The sequence below is a fragment of the Enorma phocaeensis genome, assembly GCF_900186505.1.
In the GTDB taxonomy this organism is placed as follows: Bacteria; Actinomycetota; Coriobacteriia; order Coriobacteriales; family Coriobacteriaceae; genus Enorma; species Enorma phocaeensis.
Map to the genome: position 1 here is coordinate 68,987 of NZ_LT891970.1, position 19,254 is coordinate 88,240.

Consider the following 19,254-nt stretch of genomic DNA (forward strand, 5'->3'; position numbering starts at 1 on the left):
GCCGTGCACGGGCCGCTCGCCGCCTCACCGCTAGTACGGCTTGAACAGGCCGATGACCTTGGATGAAAGCTCGGCGCCCGCCTGCATGCAGGCGTCGACGTCCTTGCCGTCGAGCATGGCCTTGGTGAAGCCCGCGATGTAGGAGTCGCCGGCGCCCACGGTGTTCACGAGCTCAGGGCACTCGACGATGCCGCACTCGTGGAAGCGCTCGCCGTCGTAGGCGACAGAGCCCTTGTCGCCGAGCGTGGCAACGGCCACCTTAGGTCCCAGCTCCTGCACGTGCTTGACCCACGCGCGCAGCTCCGGCGTGTCCTCCTCGAAGGACATGAAAGCGTAGTCCACATAGGGGAAGTGCTTCTCGCACTCGTACTCCGGGTCCTGGCTGAAGACGGAGAAGTCCATGACGACGGTCTTGCCCGCCTCGTGCCACTCGGGCAAGAGCCTCAGGCAGTTACCGAAGAGGTCCGTGTGGATGACGTCGTGCGTGAGCACGAAGGCCTCGTCCTCGTCGGTGAGGGCGTAGTGCTCCATGACGCCGTCGATGGCCTCGAGGTGCACGCGGTCCGTGCCGTTCTTGAGGTCCATGAGCATGACGCAGGTCTGGCCCTCCTCGGTGCGCAGGTGCGAGATGTCGATGCCCTCGGCGGAGAGCGCCTCGCGCATGGCGGTGCCGTACTCGTCGGTACCCACGACCGAGACGACCGACACGGGCACGCCCGCGCGCGCGAGGTGCACGCCCCAGTCGATGCCGTTGCCGGTGGGATAGAAGATGTCGAGCTTCTTGTAGACGTCGGCGCAGCAGAAGCCCGCCGCGCAAACCTTGACGGTCATGATGGTTCCTCCCGATAAGGGCAGCGGGGCCCCTTGGGACCCCGCCGCATGGCAGATGGCTTTACGCGTAGACCTTGGCGTGGCCCCAGCTGCCCTCGATCTTGCATGTGTCGGCGGCGAAGCCGGCTGCGAAGTCGAGGCAGGCGCGAATCGCGTCGGGACCGGCCTCGCCGGCCTTCTTCTTGGCGAGGTAGGTCACCAAGAACGCCGTGAGCAGCGAGTCGCCTGCCGCCATGGCGTCCTTGAGCTCCTCGGGCGCGACGGGCTTGATGCCCTGCTCGTAGAAGTTCTCGCCGTCATAGGCGACGGAGCCCTTGCTGCCGCGCGAGGCGCACACGATCTCGGGGCCGAGCCCCTTGATCCACTCGAGCTTGGCCTTGATGTCCTCGATGGGAGCGTCGCCCATGGACATGAAGGAGTAGGTCACGAAGGGCGCGATCTGCTCGAAGTACTCGTCCGTCGAGTCATCGGAGAAGTCGAAGCTGATCGGCACGCCGGCTTCCTTGATCTTGGGGAGCTCGCGCTCGGTGAAGCAGTAGTTGCCGCTGTGCACGAGGTCGAACCCGCGCACGTACTCGGCCGCGAAGCGATCGATCACGTAGCGCATGTCGCCGCGAATGCCGCCCTCGTTGGAACCCAGGAAGATGCGGTCGCCGGTCTCGTCGACGGTCACGCGGGCGGCGCCGTTGACACCCACGACCTGCTGGCAGCGCATGAGCTCGACGCCCTCCTCCTCAAGGGAGGTGATGACGTGCTCGGCCTCGGCATCAGAGCCGAAGATGCCCATGTAGGCGCTGCGCTCGACCCCGAGCTTCTTGGCGAACACGGCGAAGTTCACCGCGTTGCCGCCGGGGTACATGGTCTTGATGTGCTCGTACTTGTCGACGACGTTATCGCCGAAGCCGAGCACGCTGATGGGATAGGTTGCCATGGTTTGCTCCAATCAGTAGGTCCGTCGACGGCGGGAACCCTGGCTGGAACAGGACCCTGCCGCGGCGAATGAGGGGGCGCGGCCGCACGAGGCCACCTTGGCGGCCGCGCCGTGAGGAGGAGGGGTTAGTACTTCTCGATACCCATGTAGCGGCGGACATCCGGGTCATGGTCGAAGACCTTGCCGCGGGCGGCGCGGAGCTCGCAGTTCATGGCGTAGAACAGGATCGGGTCGAGATAGGCGCGCACGCTCGCGGGCACCTGCTCCATGCCGTACTCCTTGGCGTCGAGCACCATGAGGGTGTCGGTGTGGGTCTCAAGGAACGCCAGCGCGCGCTCGTCCATGGGACGGCACTCGGAGGAGCCCATCTGCAGGAAGTAGAACACGCCCGGCTCGGTCACCTCGAAGGGGCCGTGGAAGTACTCGGCGGAGTTGATGTAGGCGCAGCTCTGCCACTGCATCTCCATGAGCGAGCAGATCGCGAAGCCGTAGGTCTGGCTGTAGTTGGGGCCCGAGCCCAGGATGTAGAGGAACTTGTGGTCCTGGCAGAGCGCCGCGAAGCGCTCGCCGAGCTCGGCGTTGACCTTCTCGCGCGCGGGCGGCAGGATCTCGTCCATCTTGGCGATGCCGGCGTAGAGGTCGGCCAGGTCGGCGAAGCCCTCCTGCTGGTCGAGCAGCTCGGCCGCAAGCGAGAGGGAGATGCCCGCGGGCACCTCGGCCTGCGGCACGCCCTCGCCCCACGGGTAGACCCAGGTGGTCCACTTGCCGGTGTCGATCTTGGAGCCGGCGTTGTCGGTCAGCGCGATGATGGAGGCGCCGGCCTCGAGCGCGATGTTGCAGGCGTCGACGACCTCGGGGGTGTTGCCGCTGTGGCTGCAGGCGATGACGAGGGTCTTGTCGCCGAGGCGCGCCGGGCGCATGATGTCGAACTCGCGGGCGGTGTAGGCGCAGCTCACGATGTTCTTGGCCTCGCGCTGGAGCAGCGCGTTGGCCGGGATGAGGTCGATGAGCGAGCCGCCGCAGGCGAGGAAGTACACGGTGTCGATGCCGCCGTGCTTCTCGATGGTCTCCTTGATAAGGTCATGTGCGTTCATAGGGATACCGCCTTTCTGTACAGCTTTCTCCAAGGGGGCGGGGTGCGCCCCCCCTGTTCACGTAAAACTATGGCGCGCTCGCGCGGGCGCGTGCGCTAGTCGATGAAGAAGGGCTCGAATGCCTTCATGTTGCGCTCGTCGGCGGCGGCGGGGTCGTCGTAGTACTTGCCGTCGGTGATCTCCTGGCCGAGCACGCCCTCGAAGTGGTGCTCGTTGAGCGTGCGGATCCACGCCTCCAGGTCGTGCTTGCCGTCGCCCCAGACCAGGTGGCCGTAGGGGTCGCCGTCGATGAAGTGCATCTCATGGAAGGCGTCGTCGCCGAAGGCCTCGAACCAGTCCTCGAGCGTCTCGCCCGCGACACCCATGGCCGTGGTGTCGATCATCGGCTCGAGGTAGGGGCTTCCCACCTCGTCGATCATGCGCTTGGCGTCCGCGACGGTGGTCACGAGGTTGCTCTCCTCGGGACGCAGGCTCTCCATGGTGAGCATGATGTTGTGCTCGCCGGCGTACTCGGCCAGGATGGAGAGGTGCTCGCGGCTGCGCTTCCACGCCTCCTCGCGGTCCTCGTCCCAATCGCCCCAGCCGGAGTTGATGGACATGCGCTCGGCGCCGAGGACCTCGGCGAGCTCGATGCCGTGCTTGAAATAGCTCACGCTGCGCTCGGCATGGAGCGGCTTGCGCGCGGCGTACTGGTAGGGATAGACGACGTTCTCCGGGCAGAGGGTGCGGATCTTGAGCCCGCGGTCGGCCGCCTTCTTGGCGATGACCTCGGCCTCGAAGTAGCCCGTGTGGTCGAGCGTGACGTGGGGCTCTGCGCACCACAGCTCGAGGGACTTGAAGCCCAGGCGCTGCTGGGTGTCGAGGAAGTAATCGAGCGACCACATGATGTAGTGGATGTTCATGCCCGCTACCTGCTCACGGCGCAGATAGGGCTTCTTCTCGGTGTCTGCCATTGATACTCCCTTCCCTGGGTGCCCGGCGCCGGGGCGCCGGGCACGTCGTTTCGATCCGAGCGCGTGCGGCTAGGCGCGATAGACCACCTTGCCGTTGGAGACGGTGAGCGCCACCTGGATGTCGCGGGCGTCCTTCGGATCGACCGTAAAGGCGTTGCGGTCGAGCACGCAGATGTCGGCGTACTTGCCGGCCTCGAGCGTGCCGAAGTCGTCCTCGCGCAGGCAGTCATAGGCGCCGCCGTAGGTCCAGGCGCGCAGGAGCTCGGCCACCGTGAGGGTGTTGCCCTGGTTCACGGGCAGGCCGTCGTCGAAGTAGCCGCCGCAGGCGCTGTAGATGGACTCACCGATGCTCGGGATGAGCAGGGGCAGGTCCGTGCCGCAGCACACCGTGCAGCCGGCATCCTCCATGCCGCGACGGTTCCAGCTGTGCTCGAGGCGCTTCTCGCCGATCTGGGTGCGCATCATCGACAGGCAGTCCTCGCGCTTGTCGAGCGTGAGGATCTGCGGGTAGACCTCGCAGATGCCGCCCATGGCGCCGAAGCGCTCGAGGTCGGCGGGGTCGGAGTTCTCGAGGTCGGTGATGGCGTGGCGATGGGCCAGCTTGCCGTCGGCGCCCTTGGGCAGCGCGTCGTAGAGCGCGACCGTGTGGCGCACGGCGCCGTCGCCCTGGCAGTGCAGGGAGTAGCGGAAGCCCTCGGCGTCGATGGCCTTGAGCTCGCCCTCGATGAGGTCCCACTCGGGGGGCTCCACGACGGTCTTGCCGGCGGCGCCCTCCTCCGCGGTATCCTCGTACGGCTCGATCATCTCGGCCAGGCCCGCCCACACGCCGCGGTCGGTCATGCGGTTGAAGCCCGAGAAGCGGACGAACGGTCCGGTGAAGCGATCGCGGGCGGCGCGGGCGTAGTCGAGGTTCGCGCCCTCGCCCACCGGCTGGCTCATCATCGAGACGCGGACGGTGAGCTCGCCTGCCTGCTCGCGGCGCTCCATCTCGTCGGCGAAGCCGTAGTAGTCGTCGAAGGCCATCTCCTTGATGGCGGTGACGCCGCGGGCGTTGAGCATGGCCATGTAATCCGTGTACTGGGCGCGCACCTCGGGCAGCGCCAGGAACTCGGGCATCATGCGCCAGACCATCTCGGAGTAGCACGCCTCGGGCGTGAACCCGTAGTGCTCGCGGGCAGCCGCGTTGAGCGCGCAGGTCCCGGCGCCCTCCGTGAAGGCCACGGCGGGCACGGCGCCGAACTCGGCCTCGAGGGCCTCGGTCGCGGCGTCGAGCAGGTTCTCGGGCAGGTCGTGCCCGAAGGCGCCCGGACAGGCCTCGTGCGCGTCCTTCCAGGCGCGCATCGCGGCGGCCACGGCGGCGCCGTCGGCGGCACCCGAGAGATCGGCGCCGAGCGTGCGCAGGGCCCAACCGGTGAAGAACGTGTGCACATCCACCAGACCGGGCATGATCGTGCCCTCGCCGAGGTCGAAGACCTCGTCGGCCGCCTCGATGTAGGGCGCGGCGTCAGCGGCCTTGCCCACGGCGGCGATCCGCTCGCCCTCGATGGCCACGAAGCCGTCGAAGGGCTCGCCATCGGTCGCGGTGAACACGCACCGCGAGGTGAGAACGATCTTGGAATCGGACATCAGATGCTCCTTAGGCCAGCATGCCGGAGATAGCGGTGACCACGAGGCCGCCGACGACCAGGAAGATCATGAACTTCCAGCAGGTCTTCCACCACTGACCGAAGGAGATCTTCGACACGGAGAGGCCTGCGACGGTCATGCCGGCGGTCGGGCTGATGGTGTTGATGGTCTGGTTGGCCATCACGAGCGCGGTTACGGCAGCCTCGGGGTTGACGCCCATGAGCTCGGTCAGGGGGCCGATGATGGGCATGGTGAGCGCGGCGAGGCCGGAGCTCGAGGGCACCAGGATCGACAGGAAGCCGAGCACCAGGTACATGAGCGTCGTGTAGACGGGCGCGGGGGCGCCGGCCAGCGCGGTGGCGAGACCGTTCAGGATGGTGTCGATGATCATGCCGGCCTCGGCGATGACCAGGATGCCGCGGGCGATACCGATGATGCAGGCGGCATAGGAGAAGTCGGCGAGACCCGCGACGAACTCCTCGGCCATGGTCTTCTCGTCAAGACCGCCGACGATACCGGAAAGGATGCCCATGCCCATGAAGACCATGGAAATCTCGTTCATGTACCAGCCCTGGGTCACGAGGCCCCAGACGATGAGGCCCATGCCAGCGGCGAAGATCACGAGCACGAGCTTCTGGCGCAGGGTGAACGGCGCGTCGTCGTCATTGTCGTCGACGGCGAACTCGACGCGCTTCTGCTTGTCGTCCTCATAGGTGATGGAGGACTCGGGGTTCTTCTTCACGCGGCGGGCGTAGCGCATGACCCAGAAGATGGCGGCCGCGGTGAAGACGATCCACACGACGAAGCGCAGGCCGAGCTGCGGGTTGCCCTCGATGCCGATGATGCCTTGGGAGATCAGGACGTTGAACGGGTTCAGGGTCGAGGCGATGTAGCCGATCTGCGGACCCATGAAGCAGATGAGGAACGCGGTCATGGAGTCGTAGCCGATGCCCATCATGACGGGGATGAAGATGGCATAGAACGGCAGCGCCTCCTCGGACATGCCGAACGTGGTGCCGCAGATGGACAGGAGCGTCATCGTGACGGGGATGATGAGCACGTCCTTGTCCTTGAGCTTACGAGCGACACGGGAGAGGCCGGCGTTGATGGCGTCGGTCTTGTTGATGATGGCGAATGCACCACCGATGAGCAGCACGAAGGCCACGACGTCGGCAGCGCCCTGGATGCCGAGCGTGAAGGCCTGCAGCACCTGCGGGACACCCTGGCGCAGGTCGACCGTCTCGCCGGTCACCTCGTCGGTGTAGACCTTGGGCACTTCCTGGTAGGTACCGGCGACGGCGACCTCGCGCTCGGAACCGGCGACCTCGATGACCTCACGGTCGAACTGGCCCGAAGGGACGATCCACGTCAGAATAGCAAAAAGCACGATCAGCAGAAACGCGATCGTGTACACATGCGGTAGTCTGAACTGGAACTTCTTCTTGGGCTCTACGGACGTTGTCTCGGACATAGTTCCCTCCTATTTCCTCGATGCCGTATGGCTTGCCCCTATCACGCATGCCCCGCACCCCCGTCCGGCTTAGGACAAACGTTCTAAGATGTTCTATTTTTTACCAGCAGTTTTCTTATGCGTCAAGGCGCTTGGCTCCGGCGCTTCCGCCAATTGCACGAACGGTATCGAATCGCCGCCGAACGGTCTCGAGGCATCGTGACGCGCTCGGACAACGCATTGATTTCCGTCATCGCACTCGGAACGGCACTCAGACCGCGCAAAGGTGTCGTTCGGACAAGAATACTGTGGGTCATTTCGTTCCGAGGCGCTGCAGCGGACTTTGACGCCTCCGTTTCCTGGCCTTTTTCCAGGGAACCGTCGCGTGTCGACGCGCTGTAGCCCAAAAGCCACAGTATTCTTGTTCGAACGATCATCGGCCCCTTACGGCGCGCAGTCGTTCACGATTTGTCCTTGATTCGTCTGTGCACATTCTGCGGAAATCGGTGATGCACCGAGGCGCACGTGTTCACCGTCGGAATCGCAGCGAAGCCGGGAACAGCACAGGCAAGATTGAGGAAACAACTGTGTTGGATTTCGGGTAGCTTTGTGCGAGAACCTGCGCGTATTCTGTTTGCCCTTTGGGCCGAAGCCGATGCGTTCAGATGGCGGCATCGGATACGCTAACCTCATGGAACCGATTCTTTCACATACGTCCGCGCTGCAATTCCACCGGACTCCGCCGATAGTGCACGAGCTCGTTGAGAACTATCCCAGCCTTCTTACCGGCAACGACAAGAGAAGGCTGGTTCGCATGGAGCATCCGTTCGGGGCCATCGAGAAACCGCTGCATCTGTTGGTCCCCGAGAAAAGGCTGGTCCATGCAAGCAGCCTATGCGTATACCATTCCTGGACGCAGCGCCTCCCACCCGGCGCGATCGAAGAGACCGATTACTCGCTTTCCGTCACGTCTCCCCTGTTCACGACGATCTGCTTAGCCTCAGTCATACCCACCGTAGAGCTTACGATGCTCATCCATGAACTCGTCGGTACGTTCAGCGTCTATCGTCCTCCTAGGGAGATACGCGAGGAGCTCCAAAGGCTGGTCGATGCGAGCCGTCTCCCTATCGTGGACGGATGGCGGCCATCGTTGGACACCGAGGGGAAGCTCACCGATCTTTGGCAGCGCCCACCGCTGCTAACCATCGATGAACTTCGCGATCTCGCGCTTGAGATGCAAAACTGCACGGGCGTGCACAAATTGAATCAGGCGCTGAAAGACGTCCATGGCATCGCGTCGTCACCGTTGGAGGTGCAAAGCAGCATGCTGCTCGGTATGTCGCGACGCAAAGGCGGCTGGGGCATGGGCCCGTTCGAGCACAACAAGCGCATCGTGTTGAGCAGGCGGGCCCGCACCATTGCCCGGCAAAATGTCTGCACTATAGACCTGTACCTCGAGGGCAGTGAATATCATGGGCCTATTGCCATAGAGTGCCAGGGCGGACCGTTTCATGATGGAAACGATCGAGCAGCGCATGACGACAACAGGGCGCTGGCGCTTCAAAGCATGGGCATCACATTGATCAGGTTGCGCGGCGACCAGATTTACGACGCGAAACGTTTGGAATATGTTGCGGCGTTCCTTGCGAAACTGCTCAACAAGCCCCAGAAGGCGAAGAGCGCATCGCTTAAAAAGAAAGAACTCGAGCTACGCGCCTCCGTGCTCATCGATTGGTGGACTCTCGGGAGCTATTCCGTCAAGCGAGCTCCCCATTTCAGGTAGGAATACTGTGGGTCAAATCAACGATGTCCGAAAGACCAGCATTATCTAAATCAAAATGCCTGATAAACAATGCTAGATGTGACCGTGGGGACCGGAAATGCGAAAAAGGACACAGTATTCTTTATCGAACGATGGACCAAACAGCCGTGTGCATACGGCGTAGGCGACCCCCACGGATCGAGTTGCAGCTGATCAAGGATTCGGCGTCGATCAGATGCTGAAGATAAACCGCGACCCCACGATGTACTGACGGCCGATGAAGAACGGCTGGCCCGCGCCGTCGAGGAAGTCGACCTTCATGAAGAAGAGCGGCTCGCCAGCGGGAACCGCGAGGTAGGACGCGGTCTCCTGGTCGGCGCGCGCGATCTCGACCGTGCAGTCGCCGGAGTTCTCGGGGTAGCGGCCGGTATGCGCCCGGACGACCTCGAAGATCGACGACGAACCGCCCAGGTTCTCCTGCTCGAGGAACTTGAACTCCTCATAGGGGAAGTAGTTGTTCTCGAACATGACGGGCACGCCGTCCGCCATGCGCAGGCGCACGACGGCGAGCAGATCGGCGCCCTCCTCGAGGCCGAGGAACGCAGCCATCTCCTTGCTCGCGGGGACCACGTGGCGCGAGACGAGGCGCGACGTGGGCCTCATCCCGTTCACGCGGCACGCCTCGCTGAAGCTCTGGACATCGGCCTCCTGGCGCACCTTGCGCACGAGCTTGGGCGCGTTCACGAAGGTTCCCCTACCCTGCTGCTTGGTGAGGTAGCCCTCGTAGACGAGCTCCTCGATGGCGCGGCGCACGGTGACGCGGCCGACCTGGTAGGCCTCGGCGAGCTCGAGCTCGGTGGGAATCTGCGAGCCGGGCGCGTAGGTGCCCGCCTCGATCTCGCCGCGGATGTTGTCCATCACCTGCTGGTACAGCGGGACCGCAGCCCCCTTGGTCATCTTCTCATTCATGGTTTCGGGTCACATTCAGAAGGTCGGGAACGGAATCTATGATCTGGTCTGCCGCCGCCTGGGAGAACCCGAAGCGCTCCTCGCGCTTGGCGAAGACCGTGAGCCCGGCGCGCTTGCCCGCCGTGATGCCCACCTCGGAGTCCTCGATGCAGCAGCACTCGTCTGCCGTGAGGCCCAGGCGCTCCATGGCGTGCAGGTAGATCTCGGGGTCGGGCTTGCTCTCGCGGAACTGCTCGCCGCTCACGATCACCTCGAAGCGGTCGGTGATGCCGCACTGGCCGAGCACGTCGAGGATGTTGTCCATGCGTGACGACGAGGCGAGCGCGAGGCGCACGCCGCGGCGGGCCAGCTCGTCGAGGGTCTCGACGACGCCGGGGTTGAGCAGGTCGCGGTAGTGGTAGACGTAGCGGCTGCTCCACTCCTCGAAGCGGGCGTAGGCCTCGTCGGGGGTGAAGGTGCCGTAGCCGCCGCGCTCCCACCAGTCCACGAGCGCGTTCACGAACGTCTGGTGCGAGGTCCCGACCATGGCGTTGAGCTCCTCGGTGGGGACGTCGATGCCATGCTCGTCGAGGAAGACGCGCTGCTCGACGATGTACGCAGCTTCCGTATCGACGATCACGCCGTCCATATCGAAGATCACGGCGCGAAACGGGAAGGCGGTCGGCATGGCAACTCCTCGGCAACTCACGGTCGGACGGACTGCGCGGGCGCGCACGGCAACCGCACGGCATGCGGCCGCGCGGAACCTGTGAGTATCATAGCCTATTTCGCCGAGTCGGCGGAACCATCACGCCCCGGGTGTCAGCACCCGGGGAACGCCACGGTCAGCTCGCGGGCGATGGCGGCGGCAAGCGACGCGTGCCCCTCGGGGGTGAGGTGGATGTGGTCAATCTCGCTCGGCTCGCAGACGAGCGCGGCATCGACGAAGCCGCACCCCTGCTCCTCGGCGATGACCCGGCACCAGCGCCCCGCCTCGTGCGACACGGCGACCGAGCGCTCGTCGAACGATGAGAGCACGACCTGCTCGACGCCCTCCCCCAGATGGGGCGGCGCCACGATCACGATGTGCGGCACGCGGCTTCCCTGCCCCCACGGGTACGTCTTCACGATGCCCGCGAGCGACTCGAAGCCGCGCGCGATGTCCGCGGCGGGCAGGCCGTAGCGCGTCTTGAAGTCGTTCGTTCCGAGCGCGATCACCACGGCGTCGAGCGGCTGGTGGCTCTCGAGCGCGTAGGGCAGCGCCGCCGCGCCGCACCGGTAGGGCTCGTAGGGGTCGGTGTGAACGGTCGTGCGCCCGCACAGCCCCTCCTCGATCACGTGCCACCCCTCGCCGAGCAGGCCCTGGAGCACGCCGGGCCAGCGCTGCTCGAAGGGGTAGCGCATGCCCGTGCCCGCGGCGGCCGCCGCGGGGTCGAACCCGAAGGTGTTGCTGTCGCCGAAGCACAGGACGTTTCTCATGGTCACTCCTCCAAGAAGAATGCGGCGCCCCCGGGTGACGGAGGCGCCGGCAGCGTCATCTAGCGACGATGCGCCCGGTAGAACGCGATGAGCGAGCGCGTGCTCGCGTCCTGCTCGGCGAGCGCGGCGTCGTCATGGAAGGCAGGGGTGATCTGCTTGGCGAGCTGCTTGCCAAGCTCGACGCCCCACTGGTCGTAGGAATCGATGCCCCAGACCGTGCCCTGCACGAACGTGATGTGCTCGTAGAGCGCGATGAGCTCGCCCAGCGCGAACGGCGTGAGCTCGTCGCCCATGATCGAAGTCGTGGGCCGGTTGCCGGCGAACACGCGCGCGGGCACCATCCACTCGGCCGTGCCCTCGGCACGAACCTCGTCAGCCGTCTTCCCGAAGGCGAGGGCCTTGGTCTGCGCGAGGAAGTTGCCCAGGAACAGCTCGTGCACGTCCTGTCCGCCGTCCTCGACCGGGTGCGCCGTGTTGGCGAACGCGATGAAGTCCGCGGGGATCATCTGCGTGCCCTGATGGATGAGCTGGTAGAAGGCGTGCTGGCCGTTCGTACCCGGCTCGCCCCAGAACACCTCGCCCGTGGCGGAGGTGACCGGCGTGCCGTCCCAGCGCACATGCTTACCGTTGGATTCCATGGTGAGCTGCTGCAGGTAGGCAGGGAAGCGGTGCAGGTACTGCGTGTAGGGCAGGACCGCATGGGTCTTGGAGTCGAAGAAGTTCACGTACCACACGTTCATGAGGCCCATGAGGGCGACGACGTTCTCCTCGAGCGGGGTCTCTTCGAAATACTCATCGATCGCGCGGAAACCGGCGAGGAACTGCTGGAAACGCTCGGGACCGAGCACCACGATGAGCGAGAGGCCCACGGCGGAGTCGACGGAGTAGCGGCCGCCCACCCAGCTCCAGAAGCCAAAGGCGTTCTCGGGGTCGATGCCGAAGTCGGCCACGAGGTCCAGCGCGGTGGACACGGCGACGAAATGCTTCTTCACGGCGTCAGCCTGGGAGGCCTCGGAACCGTCGATGGCACCAGCGGCCTTGAGGGCGTCGAGCATCCACGTGCGCACCTCGCGCGCGTTGGTGAGCGTCTCGAGCGTGGTGAACGTCTTGGAGACGATGATCACGAGCGTGGTCTCGGGGTCGAGGCCGCGGAGCTTCTCCGCCGCGTCGTTGGGGTCGATGTTGGAGATGTAGCGGCAGTCGATGCCGGCGTCCGCATAGGGCTTGAGCGCCTCGTAGGCCATGACGGGACCCAGGTCGGAGCCGCCGATGCCCACGGAAACCAGATGCTCGATGCGCTTGCCCGAAACACCCTTCCACTCGCCGGAGCGCACGCGCTCGGCGAAGGCGTACATGCGGTCGAGCACCTCGTGCACATCGGCTACGACATCCTGGCCGTCCACGATGAGCGAGCCCGCCTGCTCCTTGGGGCGGCGCAGCGCCGTGTGCAGCACGGCACGATCCTCGGTGGTGTTGATATGGGCGCCCGCATACATAGCGTCGCGGCGCTCCTCGAGCTTGACGGCACGGCCAAGGTCGGCCAACAGCCTCACCGTCTCATCGGTGATGAGGTTCTTGGAGAGGTCGAAGAAGAGGTCGCCTGCCGTGAAGGAGAGCTTCTCGACGCGGTCGGGATCGGCGGCGAACCAACCCTTGAGGTCGATCCCCTCCTTGACGAGGGCGTCGTGGTGCTCCTGCAAAGCTTTCCAGGCAGCGGTCTGGACGGCGTCAATGGGTTCGGGAACAGTTGGCATGGCTTCCTCCTTATCGATGTTGGCGAGCGCGGCGCGGTGAGGGCGGCCTCGTCACAGATACTTTATTCTACCGCAGCGACCCGGCACAGCGGCGGCTGAACGCAGCATGCCGGCGCGCGTTGGGCGCTACGCGGTAAACGGCCAACCACCCGCGGCGAGCACCTCGATGGCAGCGGCGACCGCGTCGTCCTCGCAGCGGCCGATATGCCACCGCGCAGCTGCCGCGGCCTCGGGCATCGCCCCCGCCACGGCGACCGGATGACCCGCGACGGCGAACATCGTGAGGTCGTTGCCGGCATCGCCGAAAACCACGACCTCGTTGAGCGAGACGCCCAAGTGCCGCGCGAGCTCCCGCACGCCCTCGCCCTTGTTCCACCCGGCGGGCATGATGTTCAAGAAGCCCGCCATGGGAACGTCGAAGTCGAGGCCCTCCACCGCGGCGTTCAGCCGGTCGGAGAACGCCCGCGACCCATCGAGGTCGGTGGGCAGGAACGCGTTCGCCTTGAGAACCGCTCGGTCAGGCAGGCCATCTATGACCTCGCAGGTCTTCCCATAGGCGGGAACGATCTTGTACAGATCATCGAGGGAGCCCGAGCACAGCTGCGGCGTCGTCCCCTCGAAAACCACAAGCCCCGAGCCGGGAATCTCGGCGAGCACCTCCACGAGCCTCTCGAGGGCGCGGTGCGGGAGCAGCTTCTCGAAGATCCGCTCGCCCTCTAGATACCCCTCGAGGCCGTTCGTCGCGATGCAGGTCGCGCAGCACGCCGCGTCACCCGAGAAAAACGCGGGAATCTGACCCACGCCGCGCCCGCTCGCCGGCCCGATCGCAAGCCCGGCCTCCATCGCGGCATGAAACGCCGCCCGCGTGCGCTCGGACACGCAGTGCGTGCCGGCGGGCATGATGGTCCCGTCGATATCGGACAAGATGAGCTTCACCTGAGGCGCGGCCTCTGACATTGCATTCCCCTCTCGTAGGCGCCCTTCGGAGCCTTATAGGTTCCCTTCGCGGTCTTGCAGGTTTCCCCTTCGCAGTATAAATGTTCTTGAGCTACCATGACGCTAGCAGAAGACGGGCAGCACCCGCCTGGCGCCGCGACCGCACGCCTCGCGGCTGAACGGCAACGCGGCATCGCATACGACCGTAAACGTAAGGGGCACTCCATGAACGACTTCAGCTTCTACTCTCCAACGCGCATTGTGTTCGGCCGCGGCGTGACCGATAAGGTGGGCGCGCACCTCGCCGAGGCCGGGTACACCAAGGCGCTCGTCGTCTTTGGCCAGGGCTCCGTCGTGCGCACCGGCACGCTCGACCGTGTGAAGGCATCGCTCGACCAAGCGGGCATCTCCCACGTCGAGCTCGGCGGCGTGCGCCCCAACCCCGAGATCGGCCTCGTTCGCCAGGGCATCGAGCTCGCACGCAGCGAGCAGGTGGATGTCGTGCTGCCCGTGGGCGGCGGCTCGGCCATGGACTGCGCCAAGGCGATCGCCCTCGGCGTACCCTACGACGGCGACGTATGGGACTTCTTCGTCCGGGGCGTCAAGCCCGCCGCGCACGTGCCGGTCGCGGCCGTGGTGACCATCCCCGCCTCGGGCTCCGAGGCATCCAACTCCTCGGTGATCAGCAACGACGCCGAGCACCTCAAGAGCGGCATCAACACCGATCTCAACCGCCCCGTCATCTCCTTCCTCGATCCCGAGCTCACCTTCACCTTGCCGCCCTACCAGACCGCAGCGGGCGCTACGGACATCATGTCCCACGTCATGGAGCGCTTCTTCTCCGGCGAGCCGGGGGTTCCGGTGACCGACCACATCGCCTGCGGCATCATCAGGAGCGTCATCGAGACCGCGCCGCGCGCGCTCGAGGATCCGAGCGACTACGACGCACGCGCCAACCTCATGTGGGCGGGCACGCTCGCGCACAACGGCCTGGCGGGCTGCGGCACCAACATCCCCGGCAAGCGCGACGGCGACTGGACCTGCCATGGCCTGGAGCACGAGCTTTCGGCCCTCGACACGGGCATCACGCACGGCGCCGGCCTCGCGGTGGTCTTCCCGGCGTGGATGCGCTACGTCTGGCGCGAGCACCCCGAGCGCTTCCTCTCCTTCGCCTACGAGGTCTTCGAGATCGAGCCTGTCGACGAGAGCGACGAGGCGATCGAGGACGCTGTGACCGCCACCATCGACGAGCTGCAGGAATTCTTCGTGTCGCTGGGCATGCCGCGCACCCTGGGCGAGCTCGGCGTGCATGAGGAGGACATCGACAAGATGCTCCCCGGCCTCAAGATCAACCGCGGCGAGGTCTTCGGGAGCTTCAAGCAGCTCACGCTCGACGACGCCCGCGCCATCTACGCGAGCGCGCTGTAGGACACGGCGGCGCCTCCTACAGCCTGCCGTTGAGGCCCGTCTGATGAGGGCGGGCGAACCTTGTGCGACGACCAGCCGTATGGCATGCTCATGCCTTTGACCGCCATCGAACGGCGCAAGCCATCAGGCGCACGCCATCAACCGGTTGGGAGATCCATGCTGAACTCGAACGGACCCGCCATCACACGACGCAGCCTCATCGCTGCCGGCACGCTCGCCGGCCTGGCAGCGGGGACGGCAGGCTGCAGCGCGCTCGCGGATAGCGGCCTGCTGCCCGATGACGGCGACGCCACCGTATGGGACCGACCTGCGGCGCAGCATGGCTCCGCCGAGCAGGCCGAGCAGGCAGAACCGGAGCCCACGGCAGCCGAGCGCCTGCTCGCCGCCATGACGCTCGAGCAGAAGGTCGCCCAGCTCTTCATCGTCACACCCGAGCAGCTCACCGGGGCGTCCACCGCCACGATCGCCGGCGACATGACCAAGCGTTCCCTCGCCGAGATCCCCGTGGGCGGGCTCTGCTACTTCCGCAAGAACCTCGTCCGCGCCGAGCAGGTGCGCAACCTCCTCTCGGGCACGCGCGAGCTCGGCCTCGGCGCGGGCGCGGGCGTGGCGCCGTTCCTCTCGATCGACGAGGAAGGCGGCCCGCTCGTTGCGCGCGTCGCGAACTGCGGCCTCTTCGATGTGGAGCGCTTTCCCAACATGGCCGAGATCGGCGCGACCGGCGATCCCGCCCAAGCGGCGCACGTCGGCGAGACCATCGGTACATACCTGCGCGAGATCGGTTTCAACCTGGACTTCGCGCCGATCGCCGACGTGCTCACCAACCCCGACAACACCGCCATCGGCGCGCGTTCGTTCAGCTCCGATGCCGACCTCGCGGCGCAGATGGTCGCCGCCGAGGTCGCAGCGATGCTCGAGACGGGTACGCTGCCGTGCGTGAAGCACTTCCCCGGCCACGGCGACACCGCGGGCGATTCGCACACGGGCGCCGTCTATGCCGAGCGCACGCGCGAGGAAATCGAATCCTGCGAGTTCAAGCCCTTCATCTCCGCCATCGAGGCGGGCTGCCCGATGGTGATGGTGGGCCATATCGAAACGCCTAATTTCGCAGCGGACGGATTGCCGGCGTCGCTCTCCCCCTTCATGATGGGAGACATCCTGCGCGGCGAGCTCGGCTTCGAGGGCGTCATCATTTCCGACTCGTTTGGCATGGGCGCCATCACGCAGAATTTCTCAGCTGCAGACGCCGCCGTGCGCTACTTCGAGGCGGGCGGCGACATCCTGCTCATGACGCCCGATCTTCGCTCTGCCGTTGCAGGCGTCGTCGCCGCCGTGAACGACGGGCGCCTGAGCGAGGAGCGCATCGACGAGAGCGTCAAGCGCGCGCTCGAGCTCAAGGAGAGCGCCGGGATCATCGCGTAGCGGGACCGAGCGGGGTGGCATTCGCTGGCCTGCCGACCGGCGGGCATGCGCAGGCCCGCCGACGAGGGGCGCCTTATGAATCCGCCGAGAGCTCGCGCATGAGGCTGATCTCGCGGGCGTAGCCATCGAGCTCGTTGGGCGTTTCCAGGATGAACGGCAGGCCGCGCAAGGCGGGGTGCCGCACGATCGCAGCGAAGACCTCCGGTCCGCCGCCGAGCGCAGGATCTCCCAGATATCCCTCGCCGATCCGCGCATGGCGGTCCTTATGCGCCCCGCAGGGATTCTTGGAGTCGTTGAGGTGCACGGCGCGCAGGCGCTCCAACCCCACCGTGCGGTCGAGGTCGGCGAGCACGCCGTCGAGGTCGTGGACGATGTCGTAGCCCGCATCGCTCACATGACAGGTGTCGAGGCACACGCCAAGGCGACCCGCAAGCTCCCCGCGACGCGCCTCCACGGCGTCGATCACGGCAGCGATCTCCTCGAACGTTCGACCCACCTCGGTGCCCTTGCCCGCCATGGTCTCGAGCAGCACGCAGGTGCGCTGGCCGGCAAACATCACCTGGCAGAGCGTCTCGGCGATGAGCTCCATCCCATGTTGCGCACCTTGACCGGTATGCGCACCGGGGTGGAAGTTGTAGTAGTTGCCCGGCAGCAGCTCCAGCCGTTCGAGGTCCTCGCGCATGGCACCCAGCGCGAAGGTGCGCGCGCCCTCCTTCGCGGAGCACGGGTTGTAGGTATAGGGAGCGTGCGCGACGAGCGGCCCGAACGCGTGATCCTCCATGGTGCGCGCGAGCGCGGCGACATCGTCGGGATCGAGCGCGCGCACGTTGCCGCCGCGCGGGTTGCGTGTGAAGAACGCGAACGTGTTGGCCCCTATGGATAGCGCGGTCTCGCCCATAGCCGCGTAACCGTTCGCGATCGAGAGATGGCAGCCGATGGTGAGCACGCTAGCACTCCTTCCCCTGCCCGCGGGAGGCGCCGCCGCGCCCGGAGCCGGCGGCAGCCCCGCGCCCGGAGCCGGTATCATCGGCGCGACCGGCGATACGGGACAGGATGGCTCCCACCGGACCCGGGGTAAGGCGCCGGCGCACGTCGACCAAGCGGTCGGGGATCTCGATATGCTGGGGGCAATGCCTCGCGCACGCCCCGCATCGCACGCAGTTGCTCGCCAGGCGCGGGTGGCCGCTGCGTATGGCCGAGGCGGTGAAGTACTGCGAGACGCCCGTGAACCACCCGTGGGCGTACGAGGCGTTGTACGCCGCGAAGCACCCGGGGATGTTGATGCCGTGCGGACAGGGCATGCAATAGTTGCATCCCGTGCACGGCACGCGGTTCGACTGCTCGAAGACCTCGCGCACGCGCCCGATCGCCGCGCGCTGCCCACCGCTCAGGCACCCTGGAAGCGCCACCTGGGCGATGGCGGCGTTATCGTCCACCATCGCGGGCGACGCCATGCCCGAGAGCAGCATCGTGACCTCGGGGTGGTCCCACACCCAGGCAAGCCCCCATGCCGCCGGAGCATCGAGCGGCACCGAGCCCGCGGCGCTCGCGAGCACGCGCTCCTCGGCGCCATCGAGCACGCGGCGAGCGCGGTCCGGGAGCTTGTCGGCAAGCCTTCCGCCCAAGAGCGGCTCCATGATGAAGACGGCTAGCCCGCGCCCAGCCGCCGCCTTAAGGCCCGCCGTGCCCGCTTGGTACGTCTCGTTGGCATAGTTGTACTGGATCTGGCAGAAGTCCCAATCGTAGGCATCGAGGAGCGTCGTGAAGTCGCCTGCGCTCCCGTGATACGAAAAGCCAACGTGGCGGATGCGACCGCGCTCCTTCTGCCGCGCGATCCACGCCTCGATGCCCAACCCAACGAGGCGCTCCCATTGCGCGGGGCTCGTCACGTTGTGCATGAGGTAGTAATCGATGCGATCGGTGCGCAGGCGCTTCAGCTGCTCGTCGAGATAGCGGTCGAGATCAGCCGCCTTCTTGCACGAGGCATGGGGCAGCTTGGTGGCGATCAGGAACCGATCGCGCAGGCCCAGGTGCTCGAGCGCAGCCCCCACGCACGCCTCGTTGCCAGGGTAGAGATAGGCTGTATCGAGATAGTTGACGCCCTGTTCGGCAGCACGGGCGATGATGCGCTCGGCCGCCTCCTGGTCGATGGCTCCAAGCACGCCGCGCGGGAAGCGCATGCAGCCAAGGCCGAGCGCCGAGATGCGCTCGCCGCTCTTAGGATCGGTACGGTATTGCATAGGGCCCCTCGCGACGACGATACGGTAGCCCGTATTGTAGCGAAGAGCGCCCTACTCGAGCGCGTCCTCCGCGATCTCGCTGCGGCGCTCGATCTCGCGCACCGCCTCCGACGCCATGAACGCCACGACGGCGCCGGCCGTCAGCAAGATCATCGCGAGCGTCTCGCCCATTCCGAACCCCTTTCAGCACCCCGTCGGTGCATTTGGCTTCCCCGGTCTATCCTCAGCGGACCCCTTGGAACAAACCATAGGACCCCCGTACAAGCGATTCGCAAACAAAACGTAAGCGCTCCGCAAAGCGCCAGGGACGCGCACCGGAGCTTGGCGTATCATGGTTGCGCACGACACGCCCCAGTTGCGCACGGCACGCTCCAAGAGAGCCCGGCGCATACGAGAAAGG

At 65.9% G+C, this 19,254-nt stretch carries 16 protein-coding genes; 3 read left to right on the forward strand and 13 right to left on the reverse strand.

Going from position 1 to position 19,254, the window contains the following annotated elements:
• Window positions 1-30: 30 nt before the first annotated feature.
• From frlD to C1717_RS06345, 6 genes are all read right to left on the reverse strand, one after another.
• Window positions 31-831, reverse strand: coding sequence for a fructoselysine 6-kinase (frlD, locus tag C1717_RS06320; RefSeq protein ID WP_102372393.1), 801 nt, complete (start codon window positions 829-831; stop codon window positions 31-33).
• A gap of 61 nt (window positions 832-892) precedes the next feature.
• Window positions 893-1,762: a PfkB family carbohydrate kinase gene (locus tag C1717_RS06325; protein ID WP_102372394.1), complete on the reverse strand. Its 870-nt coding sequence runs from the start codon at window positions 1,760-1,762 to the stop codon at window positions 893-895.
• Between the two features lie 125 nt (window positions 1,763-1,887).
• Window positions 1,888-2,856, reverse strand: a complete 969-nt coding sequence (locus tag C1717_RS06330) for an SIS domain-containing protein (protein ID WP_102372395.1) — start codon at window positions 2,854-2,856, stop codon at window positions 1,888-1,890.
• A gap of 95 nt (window positions 2,857-2,951) precedes the next feature.
• Window positions 2,952-3,809, reverse strand: coding sequence for a sugar phosphate isomerase/epimerase family protein (locus C1717_RS06335; RefSeq protein WP_102372396.1), 858 nt, complete (start codon window positions 3,807-3,809; stop codon window positions 2,952-2,954).
• Between the two features lie 69 nt (window positions 3,810-3,878).
• Window positions 3,879-5,435, reverse strand: coding sequence for an amidohydrolase family protein (locus C1717_RS06340; RefSeq protein WP_102372397.1), 1,557 nt, complete (start codon window positions 5,433-5,435; stop codon window positions 3,879-3,881).
• Between the two features lie 10 nt (window positions 5,436-5,445).
• A complete protein-coding gene (locus C1717_RS06345; protein WP_102372398.1) occupies window positions 5,446-6,906 on the reverse strand; it encodes a YfcC family protein in 1,461 nt (486 codons plus the stop codon).
• Between the two features lie 793 nt (window positions 6,907-7,699).
• Here C1717_RS06345 and C1717_RS06350 point away from each other — a divergent pair.
• The gene (locus tag C1717_RS06350) at window positions 7,700-8,668 is read left to right on the forward strand and encodes a hypothetical protein (protein ID WP_146003666.1); all 969 of its coding nucleotides are present in this window, start codon (window positions 7,700-7,702) and stop codon (window positions 8,666-8,668) included.
• 210 nt (window positions 8,669-8,878) lie between these two features.
• On the opposite strand, the gene C1717_RS06355 is transcribed toward C1717_RS06350, so the two are convergent.
• From C1717_RS06355 to C1717_RS06375, 5 genes are all read right to left on the reverse strand, one after another.
• On the reverse strand, window positions 8,879-9,616 hold the full coding sequence (locus C1717_RS06355; protein ID WP_102372400.1) for a GntR family transcriptional regulator: 738 nt from the start codon (window positions 9,614-9,616) through the stop codon (window positions 8,879-8,881).
• Window positions 9,609-10,283: an HAD family hydrolase gene (locus tag C1717_RS06360; RefSeq protein WP_102372401.1), complete on the reverse strand. Its 675-nt coding sequence runs from the start codon at window positions 10,281-10,283 to the stop codon at window positions 9,609-9,611. The genes C1717_RS06355 and C1717_RS06360 overlap by 8 nt, the downstream gene beginning before the upstream one ends.
• A 134-nt stretch (window positions 10,284-10,417) precedes the next feature.
• Complete coding sequence (locus C1717_RS06365) at window positions 10,418-11,074, reverse strand: SGNH/GDSL hydrolase family protein (RefSeq protein WP_102372402.1); 657 nt, start codon at window positions 11,072-11,074, stop codon at window positions 10,418-10,420.
• Between the two features lie 59 nt (window positions 11,075-11,133).
• Entirely contained in the window at window positions 11,134-12,828 is a 1,695-nt protein-coding gene (pgi, locus tag C1717_RS06370) for a glucose-6-phosphate isomerase (protein ID WP_102372403.1), read from the reverse strand.
• A 126-nt stretch (window positions 12,829-12,954) separates the two neighbouring features.
• Entirely contained in the window at window positions 12,955-13,785 is an 831-nt protein-coding gene (locus C1717_RS06375) for an HAD family hydrolase (RefSeq protein ID WP_102372404.1), read from the reverse strand.
• A 204-nt stretch (window positions 13,786-13,989) separates the two neighbouring features.
• Here C1717_RS06375 and C1717_RS06380 point away from each other — a divergent pair, with 204 nt between their 5' ends.
• Window positions 13,990-15,192: an iron-containing alcohol dehydrogenase gene (locus C1717_RS06380; protein ID WP_102372405.1), complete on the forward strand. Its 1,203-nt coding sequence runs from the start codon at window positions 13,990-13,992 to the stop codon at window positions 15,190-15,192.
• A gap of 156 nt (window positions 15,193-15,348) precedes the next feature.
• A complete protein-coding gene (locus tag C1717_RS06385; protein ID WP_102372406.1) occupies window positions 15,349-16,614 on the forward strand; it encodes a glycoside hydrolase family 3 protein in 1,266 nt (421 codons plus the stop codon).
• 73 nt (window positions 16,615-16,687) lie between these two features.
• Here the strand turns inward: C1717_RS06385 and C1717_RS06390 are convergent, their stop codons facing one another.
• Both C1717_RS06390 and C1717_RS06395 read right to left on the reverse strand, forming a co-directional pair.
• Window positions 16,688-17,560, reverse strand: coding sequence for a deoxyribonuclease IV (locus C1717_RS06390; protein WP_102372407.1), 873 nt, complete (start codon window positions 17,558-17,560; stop codon window positions 16,688-16,690).
• Window position 17,561: 1 nt separating this feature from the next.
• The gene (locus tag C1717_RS06395; protein ID WP_102372408.1) at window positions 17,562-18,854 is read right to left on the reverse strand and encodes an aldo/keto reductase; all 1,293 of its coding nucleotides are present in this window, start codon (window positions 18,852-18,854) and stop codon (window positions 17,562-17,564) included.
• Window positions 18,855-19,254 lie beyond the last annotated feature (400 nt).

Coding starts and splice junctions, on each gene's coding strand:
- frlD (WP_102372393.1), bottom strand. CDS start 831: ATGACCGTCAAGGTTTGCGCGGCGGGCTTCTGCTGCGCCGACGTCTAC.
- C1717_RS06325 (WP_102372394.1), bottom strand. CDS start 1,762: ATGGCAACCTATCCCATCAGCGTGCTCGGCTTCGGCGATAACGTCGTC.
- C1717_RS06330 (WP_102372395.1), bottom strand. CDS start 2,856: ATGAACGCACATGACCTTATCAAGGAGACCATCGAGAAGCACGGCGGC.
- C1717_RS06335 (WP_102372396.1), bottom strand. CDS start 3,809: ATGGCAGACACCGAGAAGAAGCCCTATCTGCGCCGTGAGCAGGTAGCG.
- C1717_RS06340 (WP_102372397.1), bottom strand. CDS start 5,435: ATGTCCGATTCCAAGATCGTTCTCACCTCGCGGTGCGTGTTCACCGCG.
- C1717_RS06345 (WP_102372398.1), bottom strand. CDS start 6,906: ATGTCCGAGACAACGTCCGTAGAGCCCAAGAAGAAGTTCCAGTTCAGA.
- C1717_RS06350 (WP_146003666.1), top strand. CDS start 7,700: ATGGAGCATCCGTTCGGGGCCATCGAGAAACCGCTGCATCTGTTGGTC.
- C1717_RS06355 (WP_102372400.1), bottom strand. CDS start 9,616: ATGAATGAGAAGATGACCAAGGGGGCTGCGGTCCCGCTGTACCAGCAG.
- C1717_RS06360 (WP_102372401.1), bottom strand. CDS start 10,283: ATGCCGACCGCCTTCCCGTTTCGCGCCGTGATCTTCGATATGGACGGC.
- C1717_RS06365 (WP_102372402.1), bottom strand. CDS start 11,074: ATGAGAAACGTCCTGTGCTTCGGCGACAGCAACACCTTCGGGTTCGAC.
- pgi (WP_102372403.1), bottom strand. CDS start 12,828: ATGCCAACTGTTCCCGAACCCATTGACGCCGTCCAGACCGCTGCCTGG.
- C1717_RS06375 (WP_102372404.1), bottom strand. CDS start 13,785: ATGTCAGAGGCCGCGCCTCAGGTGAAGCTCATCTTGTCCGATATCGAC.
- C1717_RS06380 (WP_102372405.1), top strand. CDS start 13,990: ATGAACGACTTCAGCTTCTACTCTCCAACGCGCATTGTGTTCGGCCGC.
- C1717_RS06385 (WP_102372406.1), top strand. CDS start 15,349: ATGCTGAACTCGAACGGACCCGCCATCACACGACGCAGCCTCATCGCT.
- C1717_RS06395 (WP_102372408.1), bottom strand. CDS start 18,854: ATGCAATACCGTACCGATCCTAAGAGCGGCGAGCGCATCTCGGCGCTC.